The organism is Pseudomonadota bacterium, assembly GCA_038533575.1.
In the GTDB taxonomy this organism is placed as follows: Bacteria; Pseudomonadota; Alphaproteobacteria; order Rhodobacterales; family Rhodobacteraceae; genus Shimia_B.
In genome coordinates, this window is the sequence record JBCAYL010000004.1 from 1 (window position 1) to 18,991 (window position 18,991).

At 62.8% G+C, this 18,991-nt stretch carries 35 protein-coding genes; 29 read left to right on the forward strand and 6 right to left on the reverse strand.

What is annotated here, in order from left to right; translation table 11 throughout:
* From AAFM92_15160 to AAFM92_15185, 6 genes are all read left to right on the forward strand, one after another.
* A partial coding sequence (locus tag AAFM92_15160; protein ID MEL7301715.1) for an elongation factor Tu occupies positions 1 to 105 on the forward strand: 105 nt, incomplete at its 5' end.
* Between the two features lie 156 nt (positions 106 to 261).
* Positions 262 to 573: a 30S ribosomal protein S10 gene (rpsJ, locus tag AAFM92_15165; GenBank protein MEL7301716.1), complete on the forward strand. Its 312-nt coding sequence runs from the start codon at positions 262 to 264 to the stop codon at positions 571 to 573.
* 12 nt (positions 574 to 585) lie between these two features.
* Positions 586 to 1,458, forward strand: a complete 873-nt coding sequence (rplC, locus tag AAFM92_15170; GenBank protein ID MEL7301717.1) for a 50S ribosomal protein L3 — start codon at positions 586 to 588, stop codon at positions 1,456 to 1,458.
* Positions 1,458 to 2,075 (forward strand): 50S ribosomal protein L4, encoded by a 618-nt coding sequence (gene rplD / locus AAFM92_15175; protein ID MEL7301718.1) that lies wholly within the window; start codon positions 1,458 to 1,460, stop codon positions 2,073 to 2,075. Before rplC ends, rplD begins: the two co-directional genes overlap by 1 nt.
* Positions 2,072 to 2,368, forward strand: coding sequence for a 50S ribosomal protein L23 (locus AAFM92_15180; GenBank protein ID MEL7301719.1), 297 nt, complete (start codon positions 2,072 to 2,074; stop codon positions 2,366 to 2,368). Before rplD ends, AAFM92_15180 begins: the two co-directional genes overlap by 4 nt.
* Before the next feature lie 218 nt (positions 2,369 to 2,586).
* Entirely contained in the window at positions 2,587 to 2,793 is a 207-nt protein-coding gene (locus tag AAFM92_15185; GenBank protein ID MEL7301720.1) for a cold-shock protein, read from the forward strand.
* A 45-nt stretch (positions 2,794 to 2,838) separates the two neighbouring features.
* Here AAFM92_15185 and AAFM92_15190 read toward each other — a convergent pair whose 3' ends face one another.
* Both AAFM92_15190 and AAFM92_15195 read right to left on the reverse strand, forming a co-directional pair.
* Positions 2,839 to 3,141 carry a type II toxin-antitoxin system RelE/ParE family toxin gene (locus AAFM92_15190; GenBank protein MEL7301721.1) on the reverse strand — a complete coding sequence of 101 codons (303 nt, stop codon included), beginning with the start codon at positions 3,139 to 3,141 and terminating at the stop codon, positions 2,839 to 2,841.
* Entirely contained in the window at positions 3,134 to 3,376 is a 243-nt protein-coding gene (locus AAFM92_15195) for a type II toxin-antitoxin system ParD family antitoxin (protein MEL7301722.1), read from the reverse strand. Before AAFM92_15195 ends, AAFM92_15190 begins: the two co-directional genes overlap by 8 nt.
* On the opposite strand from AAFM92_15195, the gene AAFM92_15200 reads away from it, so the two are divergent.
* The 9 genes from AAFM92_15200 to AAFM92_15240 all read left to right on the forward strand — a co-directional run bounded on the left by AAFM92_15200 (position 3,375) and on the right by AAFM92_15240 (position 8,486).
* Positions 3,375 to 3,557, forward strand: a complete 183-nt coding sequence (locus AAFM92_15200) for a cold shock domain-containing protein (protein ID MEL7301723.1) — start codon at positions 3,375 to 3,377, stop codon at positions 3,555 to 3,557. The two genes, AAFM92_15195 and AAFM92_15200, sit on opposite strands and share 2 nt — an antisense overlap.
* A 174-nt stretch (positions 3,558 to 3,731) precedes the next feature.
* Positions 3,732 to 4,418, forward strand: coding sequence for a hypothetical protein (locus AAFM92_15205; GenBank protein ID MEL7301724.1), 687 nt, complete (start codon positions 3,732 to 3,734; stop codon positions 4,416 to 4,418).
* 27 nt (positions 4,419 to 4,445) lie between these two features.
* Complete coding sequence (locus AAFM92_15210) at positions 4,446 to 4,790, forward strand: hypothetical protein (protein MEL7301725.1); 345 nt, start codon at positions 4,446 to 4,448, stop codon at positions 4,788 to 4,790.
* Positions 4,791 to 5,040: 250 nt separating this feature from the next.
* Positions 5,041 to 5,883 carry a 50S ribosomal protein L2 gene (gene rplB / locus AAFM92_15215; protein MEL7301726.1) on the forward strand — a complete coding sequence of 281 codons (843 nt, stop codon included), beginning with the start codon at positions 5,041 to 5,043 and terminating at the stop codon, positions 5,881 to 5,883.
* Between the two features lie 3 nt (positions 5,884 to 5,886).
* Positions 5,887 to 6,165, forward strand: a complete 279-nt coding sequence (gene rpsS / locus AAFM92_15220; protein ID MEL7301727.1) for a 30S ribosomal protein S19 — start codon at positions 5,887 to 5,889, stop codon at positions 6,163 to 6,165.
* 3 nt (positions 6,166 to 6,168) lie between these two features.
* On the forward strand, positions 6,169 to 6,549 hold the full coding sequence (gene rplV / locus AAFM92_15225; GenBank protein ID MEL7301728.1) for a 50S ribosomal protein L22: 381 nt from the start codon (positions 6,169 to 6,171) through the stop codon (positions 6,547 to 6,549).
* Positions 6,549 to 7,256, forward strand: a complete 708-nt coding sequence (gene rpsC, locus AAFM92_15230) for a 30S ribosomal protein S3 (GenBank protein MEL7301729.1) — start codon at positions 6,549 to 6,551, stop codon at positions 7,254 to 7,256. The genes rplV and rpsC overlap by 1 nt, the downstream gene beginning before the upstream one ends.
* Before the next feature lie 15 nt (positions 7,257 to 7,271).
* Positions 7,272 to 7,685 (forward strand): 50S ribosomal protein L16, encoded by a 414-nt coding sequence (gene rplP, locus AAFM92_15235; protein ID MEL7301730.1) that lies wholly within the window; start codon positions 7,272 to 7,274, stop codon positions 7,683 to 7,685.
* Positions 7,686 to 7,889: 204 nt separating this feature from the next.
* Positions 7,890 to 8,486, forward strand: coding sequence for an OsmC family protein (locus AAFM92_15240; GenBank protein MEL7301731.1), 597 nt, complete (start codon positions 7,890 to 7,892; stop codon positions 8,484 to 8,486).
* Between the two features lie 42 nt (positions 8,487 to 8,528).
* Here the strand turns inward: AAFM92_15240 and AAFM92_15245 are convergent, their stop codons facing one another.
* A complete protein-coding gene (locus AAFM92_15245) occupies positions 8,529 to 9,146 on the reverse strand; it encodes a TIGR02466 family protein (GenBank protein MEL7301732.1) in 618 nt (205 codons plus the stop codon).
* 284 nt (positions 9,147 to 9,430) lie between these two features.
* Here AAFM92_15245 and rpmC point away from each other — a divergent pair, with 284 nt between their 5' ends.
* Both rpmC and rpsQ read left to right on the forward strand, forming a co-directional pair.
* Positions 9,431 to 9,637: a 50S ribosomal protein L29 gene (gene rpmC / locus AAFM92_15250; protein ID MEL7301733.1), complete on the forward strand. Its 207-nt coding sequence runs from the start codon at positions 9,431 to 9,433 to the stop codon at positions 9,635 to 9,637.
* A complete protein-coding gene (gene rpsQ, locus AAFM92_15255) occupies positions 9,630 to 9,869 on the forward strand; it encodes a 30S ribosomal protein S17 (GenBank protein ID MEL7301734.1) in 240 nt (79 codons plus the stop codon). Before rpmC ends, rpsQ begins: the two co-directional genes overlap by 8 nt.
* A 135-nt stretch (positions 9,870 to 10,004) precedes the next feature.
* Here rpsQ and AAFM92_15260 read toward each other — a convergent pair whose 3' ends face one another.
* Positions 10,005 to 10,631, reverse strand: coding sequence for a LysE family translocator (locus tag AAFM92_15260; GenBank protein ID MEL7301735.1), 627 nt, complete (start codon positions 10,629 to 10,631; stop codon positions 10,005 to 10,007).
* A gap of 282 nt (positions 10,632 to 10,913) precedes the next feature.
* On the opposite strand from AAFM92_15260, the gene rplN reads away from it, so the two are divergent.
* From rplN to rpmD, 9 genes are all read left to right on the forward strand, one after another.
* A complete protein-coding gene (gene rplN / locus AAFM92_15265) occupies positions 10,914 to 11,282 on the forward strand; it encodes a 50S ribosomal protein L14 (protein ID MEL7301736.1) in 369 nt (122 codons plus the stop codon).
* Between the two features lies 1 nt (position 11,283).
* On the forward strand, positions 11,284 to 11,589 hold the full coding sequence (gene rplX, locus AAFM92_15270; protein MEL7301737.1) for a 50S ribosomal protein L24: 306 nt from the start codon (positions 11,284 to 11,286) through the stop codon (positions 11,587 to 11,589).
* The gene (gene rplE / locus AAFM92_15275; GenBank protein ID MEL7301738.1) at positions 11,589 to 12,158 is read left to right on the forward strand and encodes a 50S ribosomal protein L5; all 570 of its coding nucleotides are present in this window, start codon (positions 11,589 to 11,591) and stop codon (positions 12,156 to 12,158) included. Before rplX ends, rplE begins: the two co-directional genes overlap by 1 nt.
* 3 nt (positions 12,159 to 12,161) lie before the next feature.
* Positions 12,162 to 12,467: a 30S ribosomal protein S14 gene (gene rpsN / locus AAFM92_15280; protein ID MEL7301739.1), complete on the forward strand. Its 306-nt coding sequence runs from the start codon at positions 12,162 to 12,164 to the stop codon at positions 12,465 to 12,467.
* 15 nt (positions 12,468 to 12,482) lie between these two features.
* Positions 12,483 to 12,875, forward strand: coding sequence for a 30S ribosomal protein S8 (gene rpsH, locus AAFM92_15285; protein MEL7301740.1), 393 nt, complete (start codon positions 12,483 to 12,485; stop codon positions 12,873 to 12,875).
* A gap of 10 nt (positions 12,876 to 12,885) precedes the next feature.
* Positions 12,886 to 13,419, forward strand: coding sequence for a 50S ribosomal protein L6 (gene rplF / locus AAFM92_15290; protein MEL7301741.1), 534 nt, complete (start codon positions 12,886 to 12,888; stop codon positions 13,417 to 13,419).
* Between the two features lies 1 nt (position 13,420).
* Complete coding sequence (gene rplR, locus AAFM92_15295; protein ID MEL7301742.1) at positions 13,421 to 13,780, forward strand: 50S ribosomal protein L18; 360 nt, start codon at positions 13,421 to 13,423, stop codon at positions 13,778 to 13,780.
* Between the two features lie 147 nt (positions 13,781 to 13,927).
* The gene (gene rpsE, locus AAFM92_15300; GenBank protein MEL7301743.1) at positions 13,928 to 14,506 is read left to right on the forward strand and encodes a 30S ribosomal protein S5; all 579 of its coding nucleotides are present in this window, start codon (positions 13,928 to 13,930) and stop codon (positions 14,504 to 14,506) included.
* A 5-nt stretch (positions 14,507 to 14,511) separates the two neighbouring features.
* Entirely contained in the window at positions 14,512 to 14,700 is a 189-nt protein-coding gene (gene rpmD / locus AAFM92_15305; protein MEL7301744.1) for a 50S ribosomal protein L30, read from the forward strand.
* A gap of 83 nt (positions 14,701 to 14,783) precedes the next feature.
* Here the strand turns inward: rpmD and AAFM92_15310 are convergent, their stop codons facing one another.
* Positions 14,784 to 15,401, reverse strand: a complete 618-nt coding sequence (locus AAFM92_15310) for a hypothetical protein (protein ID MEL7301745.1) — start codon at positions 15,399 to 15,401, stop codon at positions 14,784 to 14,786.
* A gap of 100 nt (positions 15,402 to 15,501) precedes the next feature.
* On the reverse strand, positions 15,502 to 16,215 hold the full coding sequence (locus tag AAFM92_15315; protein MEL7301746.1) for a VWA domain-containing protein: 714 nt from the start codon (positions 16,213 to 16,215) through the stop codon (positions 15,502 to 15,504).
* A gap of 183 nt (positions 16,216 to 16,398) precedes the next feature.
* Here AAFM92_15315 and rplO point away from each other — a divergent pair, with 183 nt between their 5' ends.
* The 3 genes from rplO (at position 16,399) to AAFM92_15330 (ending at position 18,908) form a co-directional block, all read left to right on the forward strand.
* Positions 16,399 to 16,869 carry a 50S ribosomal protein L15 gene (gene rplO / locus AAFM92_15320; GenBank protein MEL7301747.1) on the forward strand — a complete coding sequence of 157 codons (471 nt, stop codon included), beginning with the start codon at positions 16,399 to 16,401 and terminating at the stop codon, positions 16,867 to 16,869.
* Between the two features lie 93 nt (positions 16,870 to 16,962).
* Positions 16,963 to 18,321 (forward strand): preprotein translocase subunit SecY, encoded by a 1,359-nt coding sequence (gene secY, locus AAFM92_15325; GenBank protein ID MEL7301748.1) that lies wholly within the window; start codon positions 16,963 to 16,965, stop codon positions 18,319 to 18,321.
* Entirely contained in the window at positions 18,318 to 18,908 is a 591-nt protein-coding gene (locus AAFM92_15330) for an adenylate kinase (GenBank protein MEL7301749.1), read from the forward strand. Before secY ends, AAFM92_15330 begins: the two co-directional genes overlap by 4 nt.
* Positions 18,909 to 18,991: the final 83 nt, after the last annotated feature.

Below are 18,991 nucleotides of genomic sequence, written 5' to 3' on the forward strand. Positions count from 1 at the left end.
GTTGAGCTGATCGCGCCGATCGCGATGGAAAACGGCCTCCGCTTCGCCATCCGCGAAGGCGGCCGCACCGTCGGCGCCGGTGTTGTATCGAGCATCATTGAATGATGATGCTCGAGGTGAGTGGCAGGGGCTTCCGCAAGGAAGCTCCCGAGAACTCACACGGCGCAGAATAAAGTAAGGGGGCTGGCCACGAACCAGCCCCTCAATAACGAAGGTTCGACGTGGGCGGGAGCCGTCCACCTCTCAACGAAAGGAAACAAGATGGCCGCTAGCCAGACCATTCGCATCCGGCTCAAGGCGTTCGATTACCGCGTTCTCGATGCGAGCACGCAGGAAATCCTGAACACCGCCAAGCGCACCGGTGCGCAAGTGCGGGGCCCGATCCCGCTCCCCAACAAGATCGAGCGGTTCACCGTTCTGCGTGGCCCCCACGTGGACAAGAAGAGCCGTGACCAGTTCGAGATCCGCACCCACAAGCGGCTTCTCGACATCGTCGATCCGACGCCGCAGACCGTGGACGCGCTCATGAAGCTCGACCTCGCCGCCGGCGTCGACGTGCAAATCTCGGTGTAAGGGAGGCCTCACATGCTACGCTCTGGCGTTATCGCAAAGAAAGTGGGGATGACCCGCATCTTCCAGGAAGATGGCAAGCAGGTCCCCGTCACGGTGCTTCAGCTCGACAACCTCCAGGTCGTCGCGCAGCGCACCGCCGAGAAAGACGGCTACTCCGCCGTTCAGCTCGGTGCAGGCACGGCCAAGGCCAAGCGCACCTCCGCCCCCTTGCGCGGCCATTTCGCCGCCGCCAAGGTGGAGCCGAAGCGCAAGGTCGCGGAGTTCCGCGTGGCCCCCGAAAACCTCATCGAAGTGGGCGAGGAGATCATCGCCGACCATTACTTCGAGGGGCAGTTCGTGGACGTCACCGGCACCTCCATCGGTAAGGGCTTCGCGGGCGCGATGAAGCGGCACAATTTCGGGGGCCTTCGCGCCTCCCACGGTGTGTCGATCTCCCACCGCTCCCACGGCTCCACCGGCCAGTGTCAGGACCCCGGCAAGGTCTTCAAGGGCAAGAAGATGGCCGGCCACATGGGCGCGGCTCGCGTGACCACACAGAACCTGCAGGTCATCAAGACCGACAGCGACCGCGGCCTCATCATGGTCAAGGGCGCCGTCCCGGGCTCCAAAGGCGGCTGGGTGACGATCAAGGACGCGGTGAAAAAGCCCACGCCCGAGAACGTAATCCTGCCCGCGGCGCTCATGAGCTCCAAGCGCGAGGCCCAGAAGGCCGCCGAGGAAGCCGCCGCCGCCGCCGAAGCCGAAGCCCGCGCCGCCGAGGAGGCGCGCCTCGCAGAGGAGGCCGCCGCCCAGGAGGCCGCGCTGCAGGAAGCCGAGGCGCAGATCGCCGAAGAAAACTCGGAGACGGACAATTCCGAACCCGAAAAGAAGGAAGGTGACGAATAATGAAACTCGACGTCATCAAACTGGACGGCGGCAAGGCCGGCTCCGTGGAGCTCGACGAGGCCCTTTTCGGCCTCGAGCCCCGCGCCGACATCCTGCACCGCGTCGTCCGCTGGCAGCGCAACAAGGCGCAGCAGGGCACCCACAAGGTCAAGACGCGGTCGGAGACGTCCTACTCCACCAAGAAGATCTATCGCCAGAAGGGCACCGGCGGCGCACGCCACGGTGACCGCAACGCGCCGATCTTCCGCAAGGGGGGCATCTACAAGGGCCCGACGCCGCGCTCCCACGCCCATGACCTGCCGAAGAAGTTCCGCAAGCTCGGGCTCATGCACGCGCTCTCGGCCAAGGCCAAGGAAGGCGCGATCGTGATCCTCGACGCGGCCGAAGCCGACGGCAAGACGGGCGCGCTGGCAAAGCAGGTGAGGAACCTCGGCTGGAAGCGCGCGCTCGTCATCGACGGCGCGGAGGTCAACGAGGGCTTCGCCCAGGCATCGCGCAACATCGAGGGGCTCGACATCCTGCCGTCCATGGGCGCCAACGTCATGGACATCCTGAAACGCGACACGCTGGTGCTGACAAAGGCCGGTGTCGAAGCTCTGGAGGCCCGCCTGAAATGAGCGCTGCAGCCAACCACTACGACGTGATCCGCAGGCCGCTGGTCACCGAGAAGACCACCATGGCGTCCGAGCACGGCGCCGTCGTGTTCGAGGTCGACATTGCGTCCACCAAGCCGCAGATCAAGGAGGCCGTGGAGGCCGTCTTCGGCGTGAAGGTGAAGGCGGTGAACACGACCATCACGAAGGGCAAGTCAAAGCGCTTCCGCGGCCGCCCCGGCACGAGGAAGGACGTGAAGAAGGCCTACGTGACCCTCGAAGAGGGCAACACGATCGACGTGACCACCGGCCTCTGATCGCAGGGCCCCGGGCCCGCGCAGACAAGACAGGAGAGGCCCCGCCGAAAGGTGGGGCCTTTTCCTTTCTCCTTGACCGGACGCGCGTGGGAGCGCATAGCGCCCCTGCTACGTTACCCCATCGACCCTTCTCCGTTATCCGGCGTTCGGCACTCGATTGTGACTGACAACGCCACGCTGCCGCATCCCGCGGGCAGGACTGATATAGGAGAGACGGCATGCCCACTGGCACCGTGAAATGGTTCAACACCGATAAAGGCTACGGCTTCATCGCGCCCGAAGGCGGCGGCAAGGACGTCTTCGTCCACATCCGCGCGGTCGAGCGCTCCGGCCTCACCGGCCTCGCCGACAACCAGAAAGTCAGCTACGAGCTCGAAGCCGGCCGCGACGGCCGCGAAAGCGCCGGGTCGCTGGAGCTGCTGTAAGCTGCCGAAATGCTTTGGAAAGGCCCTGCCGAGAGGTGGGCCTTTTCAGTTTGTGAACTCGGCTTGCCAGTCTCGGCGGATGTGCAGCACCCGCATGATGAGCAGTTGGCCCTCCATCACACGATAGATCACATGGTGCTTTCCGCTTTGGTAGAGGCGGATTGGTGGCTGAAACTCGGTCCGCTCGCGACAGATCTCCGGATTGTTCGAGAGCCGCGAGAAGGCGGCATGCAAGCTCATGATGTAGCTATCCGCCTGAGCCACCGACCATTCCCGTGCCGTGTAGAGCCAGATGTCGTCGAGGTCGTCATCCGCCCGCGGGCGAATGACGATGGACAGATCAGACACGATGCTTGGCGTGCATCCGCTTCAGGAACTCATCTGGGTCCCAAGGCTGCGCCGGGCCGCTCGCCTCCGCCTCATCCACGAGCGCCTGCAACTCCGCAATCGCCTGCTGCCGCTCCTGGTCCTGCCGGATCAGGTGGCGGACATAGTCGCTCGCATTGGAAAACTTCCCATCCTCAGACTGCGCCTCGACGAAGGCTTTCATCTGGTCGGGAAGGGAGACGTTCATTGTGGCCATGGTGGGAATCTGGGGCGGATGGCAAAGTTTGTCAAGCGACTACGGCAAGGATGTCTTCGTCCACATCCGCGCGGTCGAGCGCTCCGGTCTCACCGGCCTCGCCGACAACCGGAAAGTCAGCTACGAGCTCGAAGCCGGCCGCGACGGCCGCGAAAGCGCCGGGTCGCTGGAGCTGCTGTAATCTGAAGTATCCCTTGAGAAGGGCCGAAGCGACGCTCGGCCCTCTTTTACGGGTCGTTTTACGCGATCTCATAAGCGTGACGCCCGTTTATCGCAAAAGAAATGGAGGGTTCTAATCTTTACAGTTGTTCGCAGTATGTTCACCCTTCGTCAAGCGCCGGAAGGAGGACCGCCTGTGGAAATAGAACAGGTGATTGAGCTAGCGGAATGGTTCGAACGTTCGCTGGCAGACATCGAAACCCAGTACGAGGCCTTGGTCTCAGTGCTTCAAAATAACTCTCAGCATCCCAACCAACAGCCGGTCTCCCAGCCTCTCAAGGACTTAATGCGAGAGCTCTCAGATATGACGACCTCAGAGCTTTCTACCATGCAAATCCACGTCTTGGAGCAACTGGATGTGGCACACCTCGTCGGTCGTGCAGGCAAGGATTGGGTGCGAAGAAAGGTTCAGTCGACAACCTTTGATCCAGCAACAACATTTCAAACGATCAAAGAAGGCCTAAGTGACCTTCAGCAGGCTAGGACAAAACTGAAATCGCTGAAGTCCGCCGCGATTCAAATTGGGTTTTCATCCCGAGCGTCCGGCGAAGGGTCTTCTCCTTATGTGCTTAGTGTAGTTTTTCAAAATGATGCATCAATCGAGACGATGCAAGAATGGAAGCGATCGGCCTCTGACTGGGAGTTAATTGTTGCCGGAGCGGCGGAGGTGGCGGGCGAAAAGTCCAGCGATGTTTCCGTCGTGGGGGCACAGAATGGCTCGATCATTTTGACACTTAGCGCAGCGCCAATTGTTACTAAAATTCTGGCCACAATTTCTAAGCACATTGCGAGCATGGCCAACGACTACCTCGATTTCCAATAAAAGCGCGAGGAGCTAGAGAAGTCCCGTATGATGTCGCAGGCCATTCGCGAAGATCTTCAACGCCAAGAGAACAAGCGAAAAAGCGAGGGAAAAAAGAAGATACTTGAGGACATCAAGAAAATGGCACCAGGGGCTTCGAAAGAGAAACTAGCGAAGCTTCAGAAAGGCATTGATAAACACATATCTTTTTCAGAAGCCGGAGGTGATGTGGATTACGTTCTGCCACCCAGCTTGAGTGCCGACGAAGCAGATAAAGAAATCAGCGAGGTCGTGGAAGAGCTGCGGCAAGTGATTCAAGTCTTACGCGGAGAAAAGCAGCAGATGAGGCTCCTTGAGTACAAGGAAGCGGACGTCGAGGACGACGATGTTTAAGATCCTCTTCGGAGAATATTGAGCGTCTATCGCCCTAGACACCCCACCCACCCCCTGCTACACGCCCCCATCTCGTGGCGGCCTCGGATTCTCCGGGGCCTCTGAGTTTTGTACAAAATGCCCATTTGGGCTCTGAGATTTGTACAAAACGAGACAAACCGGGGACCTTCGGGGCCCTATACTCCGCCGGGCCTGCCCGGCTTACATAGCCCCGGGCAACCGGGGTGTCTGAAAACGGAAGACAGTTAACATGGCACTCAAGTCGTACAAGCCGACGACGCCGGGCCAGCGTGGGCTGGTTCTGATCGACCGTTCGGAGCTGTGGAAGGGGCGTCCTGTCAAGGCGCTCACGGAAGGCCTCACCAAGAATGGTGGCCGTAACAACACCGGACGGATCACGATGCGCCGCAAGGGCGGGGGCGCGAAGCGTCTCTATCGGATCGTCGATTTCAAGCGGACAAAACATGATGTTACGGCCACGGTCGTGCGCATCGAGTATGACCCGAACCGCACCGCGTTCATCGCGCTCCTGAAGTACGAGGACGGCGAACAGGCCTATATCCTCGCGCCCCAGCGCATCGCCATCGGCGATCAGGTCGTGGCCGGTCAGAAGGTCGATATCAAGCCCGGCAACGCGATGCCGTTCCAGGGCATGCCCATCGGCACGATCGTCCACAATATCGAGCTGAAGCCCGGCAAAGGCGGCCAGATCGCCCGCGCGGCAGGCACCTACGCCCAGTTCGTCGGCCGCGACGGCGGCTACGCGCAGATCCGGCTCAGCTCCGGCGAGCTCCGCCTCGTGCGCCAGGAATGCATGGCCACGGTGGGCGCGGTCTCGAACCCGGACAATTCCAATCAGAACTTCGGCAAGGCCGGTCGCAACCGCCACAAGGGCATCCGCCCCTCCGTGCGTGGTGTCGTGATGAACCCGGTCGATCACCCCCATGGTGGTGGTGAGGGCCGGACCTCCGGTGGCCGTCACCCCGTCTCGCCCTGGGGCCAGCCCACCAAGGGCAAGCGCACCCGCAACAAGAACAAGGCCAGCCAGAAGCTCATCATCCGCTCGCGGCACGCCAAGAAGAAGGGGCGGTAATCCATGTCACGCTCTGTATGGAAAGGCCCTTTCGTGGACAGCTATGTCCTCAAGAAGGCCGAGAAGGCTCGCGAGAGCGGGCGCAATGAAGTCATCAAGATCTGGTCCCGTCGCTCGACGATCCTGCCCCAGTTCGTGGGCCTGACGTTCGGCGTCTACAACGGCAAGAAGCACGTCCCTGTGCTCGTCTCCGAGGAGATGATCGGCCAGAAGTTCGGTGAATACTCCCCGACGCGCACCTACTATGGGCACGCCGCGGACAAGAAAGCGAAGCGGAAGTAAGTCATGGGCAAGGAAAAGAACCCCCGCCGCGTGGCCGAAAACGAAGCCATGGCGAAAACGCGCATGCTTCGCACGAGCCCGCAGAAACTGAACCTGGTGGCCGCCATGATCCGCGGCAAGAAGGTGGAAAAGGCCCTCACGGACCTGACCTTCTCGAAAAAGCGGATCGCGGTTGACGTGAAGAAGTGCCTTCAGTCGGCCATCGCCAACGCCGAGAACAACCACAACCTGGATGTCGACGAGCTCGTCGTCGCCGAGGCCTGGGTGGGCAAGAACCTGACGATGAAGCGCGGCCGTCCGCGCGCCCGGGGCCGCTTTGGCCGCATCATCAAGCCGTTCTCGGAACTCACCATCAAGGTGCGCCAGATCGAGGAGCAAGCCTAATGGGACATAAAGTAAACCCCGTGGGGATGCGTCTACAGGTCAACCGCACCTGGGACAGCCGCTGGTACGCGGACACCAAGGATTACGGTGACCTCCTGCTCGAGGATCTCAAGATCCGCGATTTCATCAAGGAAGAGTGCAAGCAGGCGGGCGTCAGCCGCGTGATCATCGAGCGGCCGCACAAGAAGTGCCGCGTGACGATCCACACGGCGCGCCCCGGCGTGATCATCGGCAAGAAGGGCGCCGATATCGAGACGCTGCGCAAGAAGGTCGCGAACATGACCGACAGCGAGCTGCACCTCAACATCGTCGAAGTCCGGAAGCCCGAGCTCGACGCGCAGCTGGTGGCCGAGTCCATCGCGCAGCAGCTCGAGCGTCGCGTGTCCTTCCGGCGTGCCATGAAGCGCGGCGTGCAGAACGCGATGCGCATGGGTGCCCTCGGCATCCGCGTGAACGTGGCCGGCCGCCTTGGCGGTGCGGAGATCGCGCGGACGGAGTGGTATCGTGAGGGCCGCGTACCGCTTCACACCCTGCGTGCCGACATCGACTATGCGCTGGCCGAAGCCGTGACGCCCTATGGCATCATCGGCGTGAAGGTCTGGATCTTCAAAGGCGAGATCATGGAGCATGATCCGTCCGCACGGGATCGCAAGGCGCAAGAGCTTCAGGATGGTCCTGCACCGCGCGGTGCCGGCGGCCGTCGCTGAGGGAGGTAGAGAGACATGCTACAGCCAAAGCGTACGAAATTCCGGAAGGCCCATAAGGGCCGCATCCGGGGCGAAGCGAAGGGCGGGTCCGACCTGAACTTCGGCACCTACGGCCTCAAGGCCCTCGAGCCGGAGCGCATCACCGCGCGCCAGATCGAGGCGGCCCGTCGTGCCATGACGCGCCACATGAAGCGTCAGGGTCGCGTCTGGATCCGCATCTTCCCGGATGTGCCGGTGACGGCCAAGCCGATCGAAGTGCGGATGGGTAAGGGTAAAGGCTCCGTGGACCGCTGGACCGCGAAGGTGAAGCCCGGCCGCGTGATGTTCGAGATCGACGGCGTGAATGATGCCGTCGCGCGCGAGGCCCTGCGCCTGGCGGCGATGAAGCTGCCGATCAAGAGCCGCGTGGTGCTCCGCGAGGACTGGTAAACCGGGCGGTGCGCCCTGCGCACCCTACGGTGAGAGATGAAAGCGCGGCCCCTCGGGGCCGCGTTTTTCTTTGCGCATCGCTCCTCTTTGGACTGCGACGCCCAGGACCAATCGGAGAATGGAGCGCGCCGGGCCCGGCACTAGGATGCCCTCGCCAAAGTCCCGCGGATGGCTATGGTGCGCGCTGGAACCAAGGAGTGCACCATGAGCGACTATCACGTCGGAGAGCGCGGCGAGGATTTGCCCGAGCCCACGCAATTTGAGGCCAAACCGTTTAAAAAGGCCAAACCGCCTGAACCGCTCGAATTCGAGGTCGTGCTGACGGCGGAATCCGCCGGGCGGCAGAAGAAGACGGGCTCGGTGCAGGTGAATATCCCCGGCTTCTCCGCGGTGCGCCTCTACTGCGATGAGCAGACGCCGGTGGGCGATGATACCGCGCCGCCGCCGCTCGCTTTCATGTGCGCGGGCATCGGCTTTTGCCTGATGACCCATCTGACGGATATCTACACGGCGCGCGGCATCGAGATTAAGGCGATGAAACTGGAGCAAAAGGTGGGCTTCAAGACGAACCTCTCGAACATGCGCCAGCTCGGGCATACGACCGAGGGGTCGATGGAGGGGATCGAGACCCATGTCCTGATCGAAAGCGACGAGCCGGAGGAGCGCATCCGCGACCTGATGGAGGAGGCGGAGAATGCCTGCATGGCTCATTTCGCGCTGCGCAACCCGATTCCGTGGCGCTCGCGCCTCATCCACAACGGTGCCGAGGTGATGGCCCATGAGGGCTTGCAAAAATCTTGAACGCCTTGCGGCGCCACGAATTTTTGCAGACATTCGTGGCCCTCAGCCCCACCGATAATTGAAGCTGACGGAGATGCGGTCTTCTTCGGCCATGTTCATCGGGACCTCGTGGCGCAGCCAGCTTTCCCAGAGGAGGACGTCGCCCATGGCGGGCTTGGCGTAGACGAACTGGCGCAGGGCCTCGGGCGCGTCCGCGCGGCGGGGCGGGGCGGCCATCATCATGGCGAGCCGCGGGTCCTCGAGCTTGAGCGCCGAGGTGCCCTCCGGCATGGCGACATAGGTCGTCCCCGAGATCACCGAATGTGGATGCAGATGCGCCGTGTGGATCCCGCCCTCGGGCAGGATGTTAATCCAGATATCCTCGAGCAGGAGCTTCTTCTCGCCTAGATCAAACGCCAATGCGTCAGCGAATTCAGCCACATGGGCATCGAGCGACGCCACGACGTCCGCAAAGATCGGGAACCGCCAGGCGAGATCTGTGAGCGAGGCGTAGGAGGTGTATCCTGGAAAGTCATTCTCCTCGCACCACGCCTGGCCCGCCGCGTCATCCTCGGCGATGGCGAGGCACGAGGCCTCGAGCTCTTCCGCCGAAACGCCCGGCCCATGATCGTTCAGCCGGGCTTTGTAGAGGCGGGTGGTGAAGAGGTCTGAGATGGCCATGGCGCGGCCTAGCGCGGCGCGTTTACGTTTGTCCAGAGAGGCCGCGAGGCGCGGCCAGCTTGCGTATGGATAGGGTATGGCTTGCGTATGGCTTCTGCCCGCTCCGCGCCCGTGAAGGAACGCGTCGCAGGGCCCGTGACGGTTCATCCTCTGGCAAGGATGGCGGGGGCTTGCGCGGCGCCCCGCACGGCGCTACACGCGGCGCTCATTCAGACCCCACCGGGAATCGGGTGACCTGTCGCCAAACGGGCAGGGCCTACCGGTGAGACGAAAAGGAGAGCGTGATGAACGCCAGTGAACTGCGGGAAAAAACGCCCGACCAGCTCCGCGAGGAGCTCACCAGCCTCAAGAAGGAAGCCTTCAACCTGCGCTTTCAGCAGGCCACCGGCCAGCTGGAGAACACCGCCCGCATGCGGCAGGTGAAGCGTGATGCCGCGCGCGTGAAGACGATCCTCAACGAGAAAGCAGCGGGAGCAGCCGACAATGCCTAAGCGTATCCTGACCGGCACTGTGACCGGCGACAAGAACGACCAGACGATCTCTGTCAGCGTCGAGCGCCGCTTCAAGCACCCGCTCCTGCAAAAGACCGTGCGGAAGTCCAAGACCTACCGCGCCCATGACGAGAAGAACGAGTACAAGATCGGCGACAGCGTGCGCATCATCGAATGCCCGCCCAAGTCGAAGACGAAGCGCTGGGAAGTGTATTCGGGCTCAGACGCGTGAGGCCGCGCCGGGCTGAAGTCCGGCCTACGAGATTTGAAAGCGCGTCCAGAGAGGGGCGCGTTTTTTTATAGGCGGATGAGGGAGTATGGGGTTGGCGGCTTTGCGGGACGAAGTTGCCGTTGAGCGAATGTCTGCTTAACGCTCTTGTAGAGCGAGACGGACACCGAGGGCACAGTAAATGGTGCCGACGACTTTCCCTTGCCATTTGAGGACAGTTGGGTTGCGGCGCAAGAAATTTCCAAGTCCGCCAGCTGCGACTGAATAAACGATTGTGCTGAAAAACCCAATCAATGCGAAGATGATACCCAGGATGCTGAGTTGCATGACCACGAAGCCACTTTCCGGGGCAACGAATTGCGGAAGAAAGGCGAGGAAGAATAGCGCTGTTTTCGGGTTCAGGACCTCAGCCAAGATCGCCTGCCTGAAAGCCTGCGGGGCAGTAATTGGAACGCGCCCCTGGCCTAGATCGACCGATGTTTTCTCGAAGATGGCCTTCAAGCCAAGGTATACCAGATAGGCTGCGCCAAGGTACTTCACGATGGTGAAGAGTGTAGCGGAGGCCGCTATGATCGCAGAGATGCCGACAACGGCCATGATCGTGTGAAGGAAGTCACCAGCCGTAATGCCAGCGCCAGTCGCGATGCCCACTTTGGTCCCCGACGTCGTGGCGCGTGCCACTGTCAACAGCGTTGCGGGGCCGGGGATGAAAACGAAGCCAAGAACGATCAACGAGTAAGTCAGCAATACGTTAGTGTCGATCATTCTGTTTCCCTCATAAATTCTTGGGCTTGCAGAAATCCACAGATTGTGACGATCGGCAAGCGTCAGAACCGGACGTTCGCTGCACCCTGACGAATTCAAGAGTTGGGCTCAAACCCGCCCTTCGTCGTGGAGCGGCAACAAATCTATGCTTGAGGGGTTGCGAGACTCGAGGAGCTTCTTTAGGAGGCCCCATCCGCATCTTGCCGGAGGCTAGGTGCGACCATACGAAACCCGGGTGTCCATGTCCCCTGCAGGGCGGCACCCAAGGTCGGGAGTATACCGATGATTCAGATGCAGACGAATCTGGATGTTGCTGACAATTCCGGCGCGCGCCGGGTGCAGTGCATCAAGGTTCTTGGCGGCTCGAAGCGTAAATACGCCTCGGTCGGCGACATCATCGTCGTCTCCGTCAAGGAAGCCATTCCGCGTGGCCGTGTGAAGAAGGGGGATGTCCGCAAGGCCGTCGTCGTTCGCACCGCCAAGGAAGTGCGCCGTGAAGACGGGACCGCGATCCGCTTTGACCGCAACGCCGCCGTGATCCTCAACAACTCGGGCGAGCCCATCGGCACCCGTATCTTTGGGCCGGTCGTGCGCGAGCTGCGCGCCAAGAACTTCATGAAGATCATTTCGCTCGCCCCGGAGGTGCTCTGAGATGGCAGCCAAACTGAAGAAGGGCGACAAGGTCGTCGTGCTCGCAGGCAAGGACAAGGGCAAGGAAGGGGAGATCTCTTCCGTGGACCCGAAGGCCGGCAAGGCCGTCGTTGACGGCATCAACATGGCCATCCGTCACACGCGCCAGAGCCAGCAGAGCCAGGGCGGCCGCATCCCCAAGGCGATGCCGATCGACCTGAGCAATCTCGCGCTGCTTGACTCCAAGGGCAAGGCCACCCGCGTGGGCTTCCGCATGGAAGACGGCAAGAAGGTGCGTTTCGCCAAGACCACGGGGGAGACTGTCTGATGCTGGACACCGCAAACTACACCCCGCGCCTGAAAGAGCTCTACAAGGGCACGATCAAGGCGGCGATGAAGGAAGAGTTCGGCTACTCGAACGACATGATGATCCCGCGTCTGGACAAGATCGTCCTGAACATGGGCGTGGGCGATGCCGTGAAGGACACCAAGAAGGTGAAGGCCGCGCAGGAAGACCTGACCGCGATCGCGGGCCAGAAGGCCGTGATCACGAAGGCGAAGAATTCCATCGCCGGTTTCCGTGTCCGCGAGGACATGCCGCTCGGCGTGAAGGTCACGCTCCGCGGTGACCGGATGTACGAATTCCTCGACCGCCTGATCACCATCGCCATGCCGCGCATCCGCGACTTCCGCGGTGTGAAGCCCACGTCGTTTGACGGGCGCGGCAATTACGCCTTTGGCATCAAGGAACACATCGTCTTCCCCGAGATCGAGTTCGACAAGGTCGTCGACATGCTCGGCATGGACGTCATCATCACGACGACGGCCCAGACGGACGACGAGGCGCGCGCGCTGCTCGCCAAGTTAAACATGCCCTTCACCAAGCAAGGAAACTGATCCATGGCCAAGAAATCCATGATCGCCCGTGAAGCAAAGCGCGAACGCCTGGTGAAGAAATACGCCGCCAAGCGCGCCGAGCTCAAAGAGATCGCCCGCGACGAAAGCCGCCCGATGGAAGAGCGCTTCAAGGCGCAGCTGAAGCTCGCGAAGCTGCCGCGCAATTCCTCGGCCACGCGCCTGCACAACCGCTGCCAGCTCACTGGCCGTCCGCACGCGTATTACCGCAAACTGAAGATCAGCCGGATCGCGCTCAGGGACCTCGGGTCCGCGGGCCAGATCCCCGGCATGGTCAAATCGAGCTGGTAAGGGAGGGTATCTGATATGAACGATCCTATCGGCGATATGCTCACCCGGATCCGCAACGCCCAGCTGCGTCGCAAATCCACCGTGATGACCCCGGCCTCGAAGGCGCGTGCGCGCGTTCTCGAAGTGTTGGCCGATGAAGGCTACATCCGCGGGTTCGAAGCCACGACCGGCGAAGACGGCCACCCGGCCATCGAGATCTCCCTCAAGTACTACGAGGGCGAGCCCGTGATCCGCGAGCTCAAGCGGGTCTCCAAGCCCGGCCGTCGCGTGTATCTCAACAAGAACGACATCCCGCAGGTCCGCCAGGGCCTCGGCGTGGCCATCGTGACCACGTCGAAGGGTGTCATGACCGATGCAAGCGCGCGCTCCCACGGTGTGGGCGGCGAAGTGCTCTGCACCGTCTTCTAAGGAGGTTCTGATGTCTCGTATTGGGAAACAACCGGTCGAGCTGCCCTCCGGCGTGGAGGCGACGGTTTCCGGCCAGATGATCGAGGTGAAGGGGCCGAAGGGCACCCGGAGCTTCAAGGCCACAGACGATGTCACCCTTGCTGTCGCTGACGGCAAGGTGACGGTGGAGCCGCGCGGCAAATCCAAGCGTGCGCGCCAGCAGTGGGGCATGTCCCGCACTATGGTGCAGAACTGCGTGACGGGTGTCACCGAGGGCTTCAAGAAAGAGCTCGAGATCCAGGGCGTGGGTTACCGCGCCCAGATGCAGGGCAATACACTCAAGCTGTCGCTCGGCCTCAGCCACGAGGTGAATTTCGATGTGCCGCAGGGCGTGACCGTCACGGCCCCGAAGCAAACCGAGATCGTCATCGAGGGCGCCGACGAGCAGCAGGTGGGCCAAGTGGCCGCAAACATCCGCGAGTGGCGCAAGCCGGAGCCCTACAAGGGCAAAGGTATCCGCTACAAGGGCGAGTTCATCTTCCGCAAGGAAGGAAAGAAGAAGTAAGATGGCTAATTCCAAACTCCAACTTTTTCAGAAACGTCGCCTGCGCAACCGCAACAAGCTGCGCAAGCTGGCCAACGGCAAGCCGCGGCTGAGCGTGCACCGTTCGTCCAAGAACATCTCCGTGCAGGTGATCGACGATTTGGCGGGCAAGACGGTGGCCTCGGCCTCCACGCTCGAGAGGGATCTCGGCGTCGTGGGCAAGAACAACATGGACGCGGCCTCTAAAGTGGGCGCGGCGATCGCGGAGCGCGCCAAGAAGGCGGGCGTCGAAGAGGTCATCTTCGACCGCGGCGGCTTCCTCTTCCATGGCAAGATCAAGTCGCTGGCCGATGCCGCACGCGAAGGCGGTCTGAAGTTCTGATCGTCGTGGTGCGCGATGCGCACCCTGCGGCGCTATGAAATCGTAGGGTGCGTATCGCGCACCTTACCTTGCAGAGGCAGCAGCCTCTCGATGATCCGGGGCGGTTCCGCCACCTGGATTGGACAACGAAAGCTCAAGGAGGCCTGAATGGCAGAGCGTGAGAACCGGGGTCGTGGTCGCAACCGCGATGATGAGACCCCAGAATTTGCTGATCGTCTCGTCGCGATCAACCGCGTGTCGAAGACCGTGAAGGGCGGTAAGCGCTTCGGCTTTGCCGCGCTCGTCGTCGTCGGCGACCAGAAGGGCCGCGTGGGCTTCGGCAAGGGCAAGGCCAAGGAGGTTCCCGAGGCGATCCGCAAGGCCACCGAGCAGGCCAAGCGCCAGATGGTGCGCGTGCCGCTCAAGGAGGGCCGGACGTTGCACCACGACATCGAGGGCCGTCACGGCGCGGGCAAGGTCGTCATGCGCACCGCCCCGCAGGGTACCGGGATCATCGCCGGTGGTCCGATGCGTGCCGTCTTCGAGATGCTGGGCGTACAGGACGTGGTGGCCAAGTCCATCGGCTCCCAGAACCCCTACAACATGATCCGCGCCACGATGAACGGGCTCGGCCGCGAGGCATCGCCCCGCATGGTCGCCCAGCGTCGCGGCAAGAAAGTGGCTGACATCCTGCCCGCCCGTGACGAGGCGCCGCAAGAGTCCAGCCAGGTCGCCGAGGAGGCATAAGTCAGATGGCCAAGACAATCGTCGTCAAGCAGATCGGCTCCCCGATCCGCCGCCCCGAGAAGCAGCGCCAGACGCTCATCGGGCTCGGCCTCAACAAGATGCACAAGACCCGCGAGCTCGAGGACACCCCTGCCGTACGCGGCATGGTCAACAAGATCCCGCATCTCGTGGAGATCATCGAGGAGAAGGGCTGACCTTCAAGTCCGCCTCGCTTTCGCGAAAAACATCAAGCGCCCCGGTTCACCACCGGGGCGTTTTTCGTTGGGCGCACCGCCTCTCAGGCCGCCTCGGCCAGCACGCGCGCCCGGAGGCGGCCCGTGAGGATCGAGAGCACCACGCCCGCGCTCAAGACGAAGAGGTAGGCCGGGTAGATCATGAGCACCGGGTCGATCTGGCCCACCGACCCCAGCGCGAAGCAGGCCGCGAGGAGCGCGATCACCCACTTGGCGAACGTTTCGCTCTCGGGGCGGGCGAGCGCCTTGGCCATGGTCACCACCCCCGCGGTGAGCGAGATGGCGCAGGAGATGAGAAGCGCGTAGGCGCCGTTATCGGTTCCCAGCCAGAGCCCGAGACCGCAGCCCGCAAGGAAGAGCGCGGCGGCATCCTTGCCCTGGGCATAGGTGCCCGCGCCGCGCGTGGTGGCGAGGCAGAAGATAAAGACCGAGCCGCCGCACTGGATGGCGGCGTAGAGGAGCGACGCCTCTGCGCCTTCCGCCCATTGCGAGGCCAGCGAGATAGCGCTGAGGACGCTCCAGATCAGCCAGGACGAGCGCTGGGGCTGCGTCCGGCCCGCGAGCGTGTCGGTGATGTAGGGGAAAAAGGCGAGGCTGCTCAGGGCGGCCGCGATGGCGGCGCACAAATACTGCGCCTCCGGCCCGAAGAAAGGGTCGAACATGAAAATCTCGAATATGTGGGGGCAGCGAATGGGGAGCTGCGCGGTTTTTGAATGATGTTCAAATACCGGGCGCGCGCTGCGCACGCGAGTGGGGAAAGCCCTACCTGGCCGTGGCGCTCAATCGCCCCACGAGGGCGCAGCCCAGCGTGGCCTGGAGCGCAGCGGTGAGCTCATCCACCGTCTCGGTCGTGACGAAGAGCCCGCCGGTGGCTTCCGCGAGGCAGGAGGCGACGTTGTCGGCCCCGAAGGCCTGCTCGGGGTTGTTCCAGCGGAAATAGGCGTCATGGGCCGAGAAGCGGAAGCCGATGACGTGGATGGTGAGATCATGCGCGCGGGCGGCGAGCCGCTCGGAGGCCGCGCAGGGCCGGCCGCCGCAGGTCTCGTTGCCGTCGGTGAGGAGGACGACGACGGCGGGCTGGGCCTCGTAGTCGAGCGCTTCGGCGGCGAGGCGCGTGGCCTTGGTGAGCGGCGTGAGGCCTGCCGGGCGCAGGGCGTTGATCTCGGCGATGATCGGAACGGCGGCGTTCTCGACGGGGCCGAAGCGCAGGTCCACCCCGGCGCAGGCCCCGGTGGTGCCGGCGGCCCGCGCATAGCCCAGCGGACCGTAGACCATGAGGCCGACCCGGCGAAAAAGCTCGATCTCGGGCATGGCCCGCGCGATGGCACGGCGCGCCTCCTCGATGCGCGGTGGCGCGCCGGTGTTGAAGTCCGCCTCGGCCATGGAGGTGGAGCCATCGAAGACGAGCATGGCGTCCGTGGTGCAGGCTGGCTGCGCGGCGGTGGCGATCATGGTGAGAAGGGCGGCGAGACGCATCCTGGTATGGTGCGCCATGGGGCCCGCCGGGAACAAGGCTTTTCGAAGAGGCTTCCCGCTCTTGCGTCGCCGCCATGCGCTTCGTATACGCCTGCGGTGCCGTGTGATGGCACGACTCGAAACATCAATGCCGTGTGCCGCTCTCGTTCGCTTCGGAGCGGAGGTCCGGCGAGGAGAAGCGACATGAAACTGCATGAACTGCGGGACAATCCCGGCGCAACGAAATCCCGCAAGCGCGTGGGCCGCGGCCCGGGCTCGGGCACCGGCAAAACCGCCGGGCGCGGCATCAAGGGTCAGAAATCCCGCTCGGGCGTGGCCATCAACGGCTACGAGGGCGGCCAGATGCCGCTCTACCAGCGCCTGCCGAAGCGCGGCTTCAACAAGCCCAACCGCAAGAAGTTCGCCGTGGTGAACCTGGGCATCATCCAGAAGTTCATCGACGCCAAAAAGCTCAGCGGCGACATCACCGAGGATACGCTCCTCGAAGCCGGCGTCGTGCGCCGCAAGCTCGACGGTGTCCGCGTGCTCGCGAAGGGCGATTTCTCCGCCAAGGCGAAGATCACGGTGACCGGTGCCTCCGCCTCCGCCGTCAAGGCCGTGGAGGCTGCAGGCGGCTCGCTCACCGTCACAGGTGCGAAAGCGGCTGCGGAATAAGGTTGTGGGCAGGCGCTGCCCTGCCTAAATCTTCACACAAGTTCCTGACGCCGCCACGGGACCCCGGGGGCGGCGTTGTCTTGGGAGAGACATATGGCTTCGCAACTCGAACAGATGGCCTCGAACACGTCCTGGGCGGCGCTCGGGAAGGCCACAGAGCTTCGACAGCGCATCTTCTTCGCGATCATGCTGCTCGTCGTCTACCGCGTGGGCACCTACATCCCGGTGCCGGGTATCGACGCGCAGGAGCTGCAGCGCTTCATGGAGCAGGCCGCCGGCGGCATCGGCGGGCTGCTCAGCGCCTTCACGGGCGGCGCTCTCTCGCGCATGGGTCTCTTCGCGCTGGGCATCATGCCCTACATCTCCGCCTCCATCATCGTGCAGCTTCTGGCCGCCATGTGGGAGCCCCTCAAGCAGCTTAAGAAAGAGGGCGAGCAGGGGCGCAAGAAGATCAATCAGTACACGCGCTACGGCACGGTCCTTTTGGCCACGTTCCAGGCCTACGGTCTGGCCGTCAGCCTCGAGGCGGGCGGGCTTGCCTCCGATCCCGGCCTCTTTTTCCGCGCCGCTTGCGTGATCTCCCTCGTGGGGGGCACGATGTTTCTGATGTGGCTGGGTGAACAGATCACTGCCCGCGGCATCGGCAACGGCATCTCGCTCATCATCTTCGTGGGAATCATCGCCGAGATCCCGGCGCAGCTCGCCGGCTTCTTCGCGCAGGGCCGCACGGGTGCGATCTCCCCGGCCGTCATCATCGGCGTTCTCGCCATGGTGGCCGTCGTGCTGACCTTCGTCGTGTTCATGGAGCGCGCGCTGCGCAAGATCAATATCCAGTACCCGCGCCGTCAGCAGGGCATGAAGGTCTACGAGGGCGGGACGTCCCACCTCCCGATCAAGGTGAACCCGGCAGGCGTGATCCCGGCGATCTTCGCCTCTGCGCTGCTTCTTCTGCCTACCACGATCTCGACCTTCTCGGGCGGCCAGTCCGGCCCGGTCATGTCCACGATCCTGGCTTATTTCGGCCCTGGGCAGCCGCTCTACCTGCTGTTCTTCGGGGGCATGATCATCTTCTTCACGTACTTCTACACCAAGGAAGTGTCGTTCAAGGTCGATGACGTGGCCGAAAACCTCAAGAACCAGAACGGTTTCATCCCTGGCATTCGGCCCGGCGCGCGCACGGCGGAGTATCTCGACTACGTGGTCACCCGTGTCCTCGTGCTGGGCTCCGGCTACCTCGCCCTCGTGGCGCTCCTGCCCGAGGTGATCCGAACGCAGCTCAACATCCCGTTCGTCTTCGGCGGCACCGCGGTGCTCATCGTCGTCTCCGTGGGGATGGACACGATCCAGCAGATCCAATCGCATCTCCTGGCCCATCAATACGAGGGCCTCCTGGAGAAATCTCAGCTCCGCCGGAAGAGCGGACGCAAGAACAGGGGACCCCAACGTCGATGAACATCATACTGCTGGGCCCGCCGGGGGCAGGGAAGGGAACGCAGGCCGCCAAGCTCGTGGAAAAGCGCGGGATGGTGCAGCTCTCCACCGGGGACATGCTCCGCGAGGCCAAGACCTCCGGGACGGAGATGGGCAACAAGGTCGCCGCGATCATGGATGCGGGCGAGCTCGTCACCGACGAGATCGTCATCGGCCTCATCGAGGAAAAGCTCGATCACTGCATGATGGACAGCGGCTGCAACGGCTTCATCTTCGACGGCTTCCCGCGCACGCTGGCGCAGGCGGATGCGCTGGGCGCGCTGCTCGAAACGAAGGAGCAGGCGCTCGACGCGGTCATCGAGCTGCAGGTAAATGACGACGTGCTCGTGGACCGGATCGTGGGCCGGGCGAAAGACGCCGCGGCGGCGGGCAAGCCCGTGCGTGCCGATGACAACGAGGAGAGCCTGAAGGTCCGCCTCATGGAATACTACAAGAAGACCTCCCCGCTGATCGGCTACTACCACGCCAAGGGCGAGTTGAAGAGCGTCGATGGCCTGGCGAGCATGGATGCGGTTGAGGCGTCTATTGCGTTGTTCCTCAAGGAGTGACTCCAAACAAAGCCGGAACAAGTGGTAGGAAAAGAGGCTTGAGAGGAACGTTTAGTGAAAGTAGCGTGAAAACGGCCGCCTTC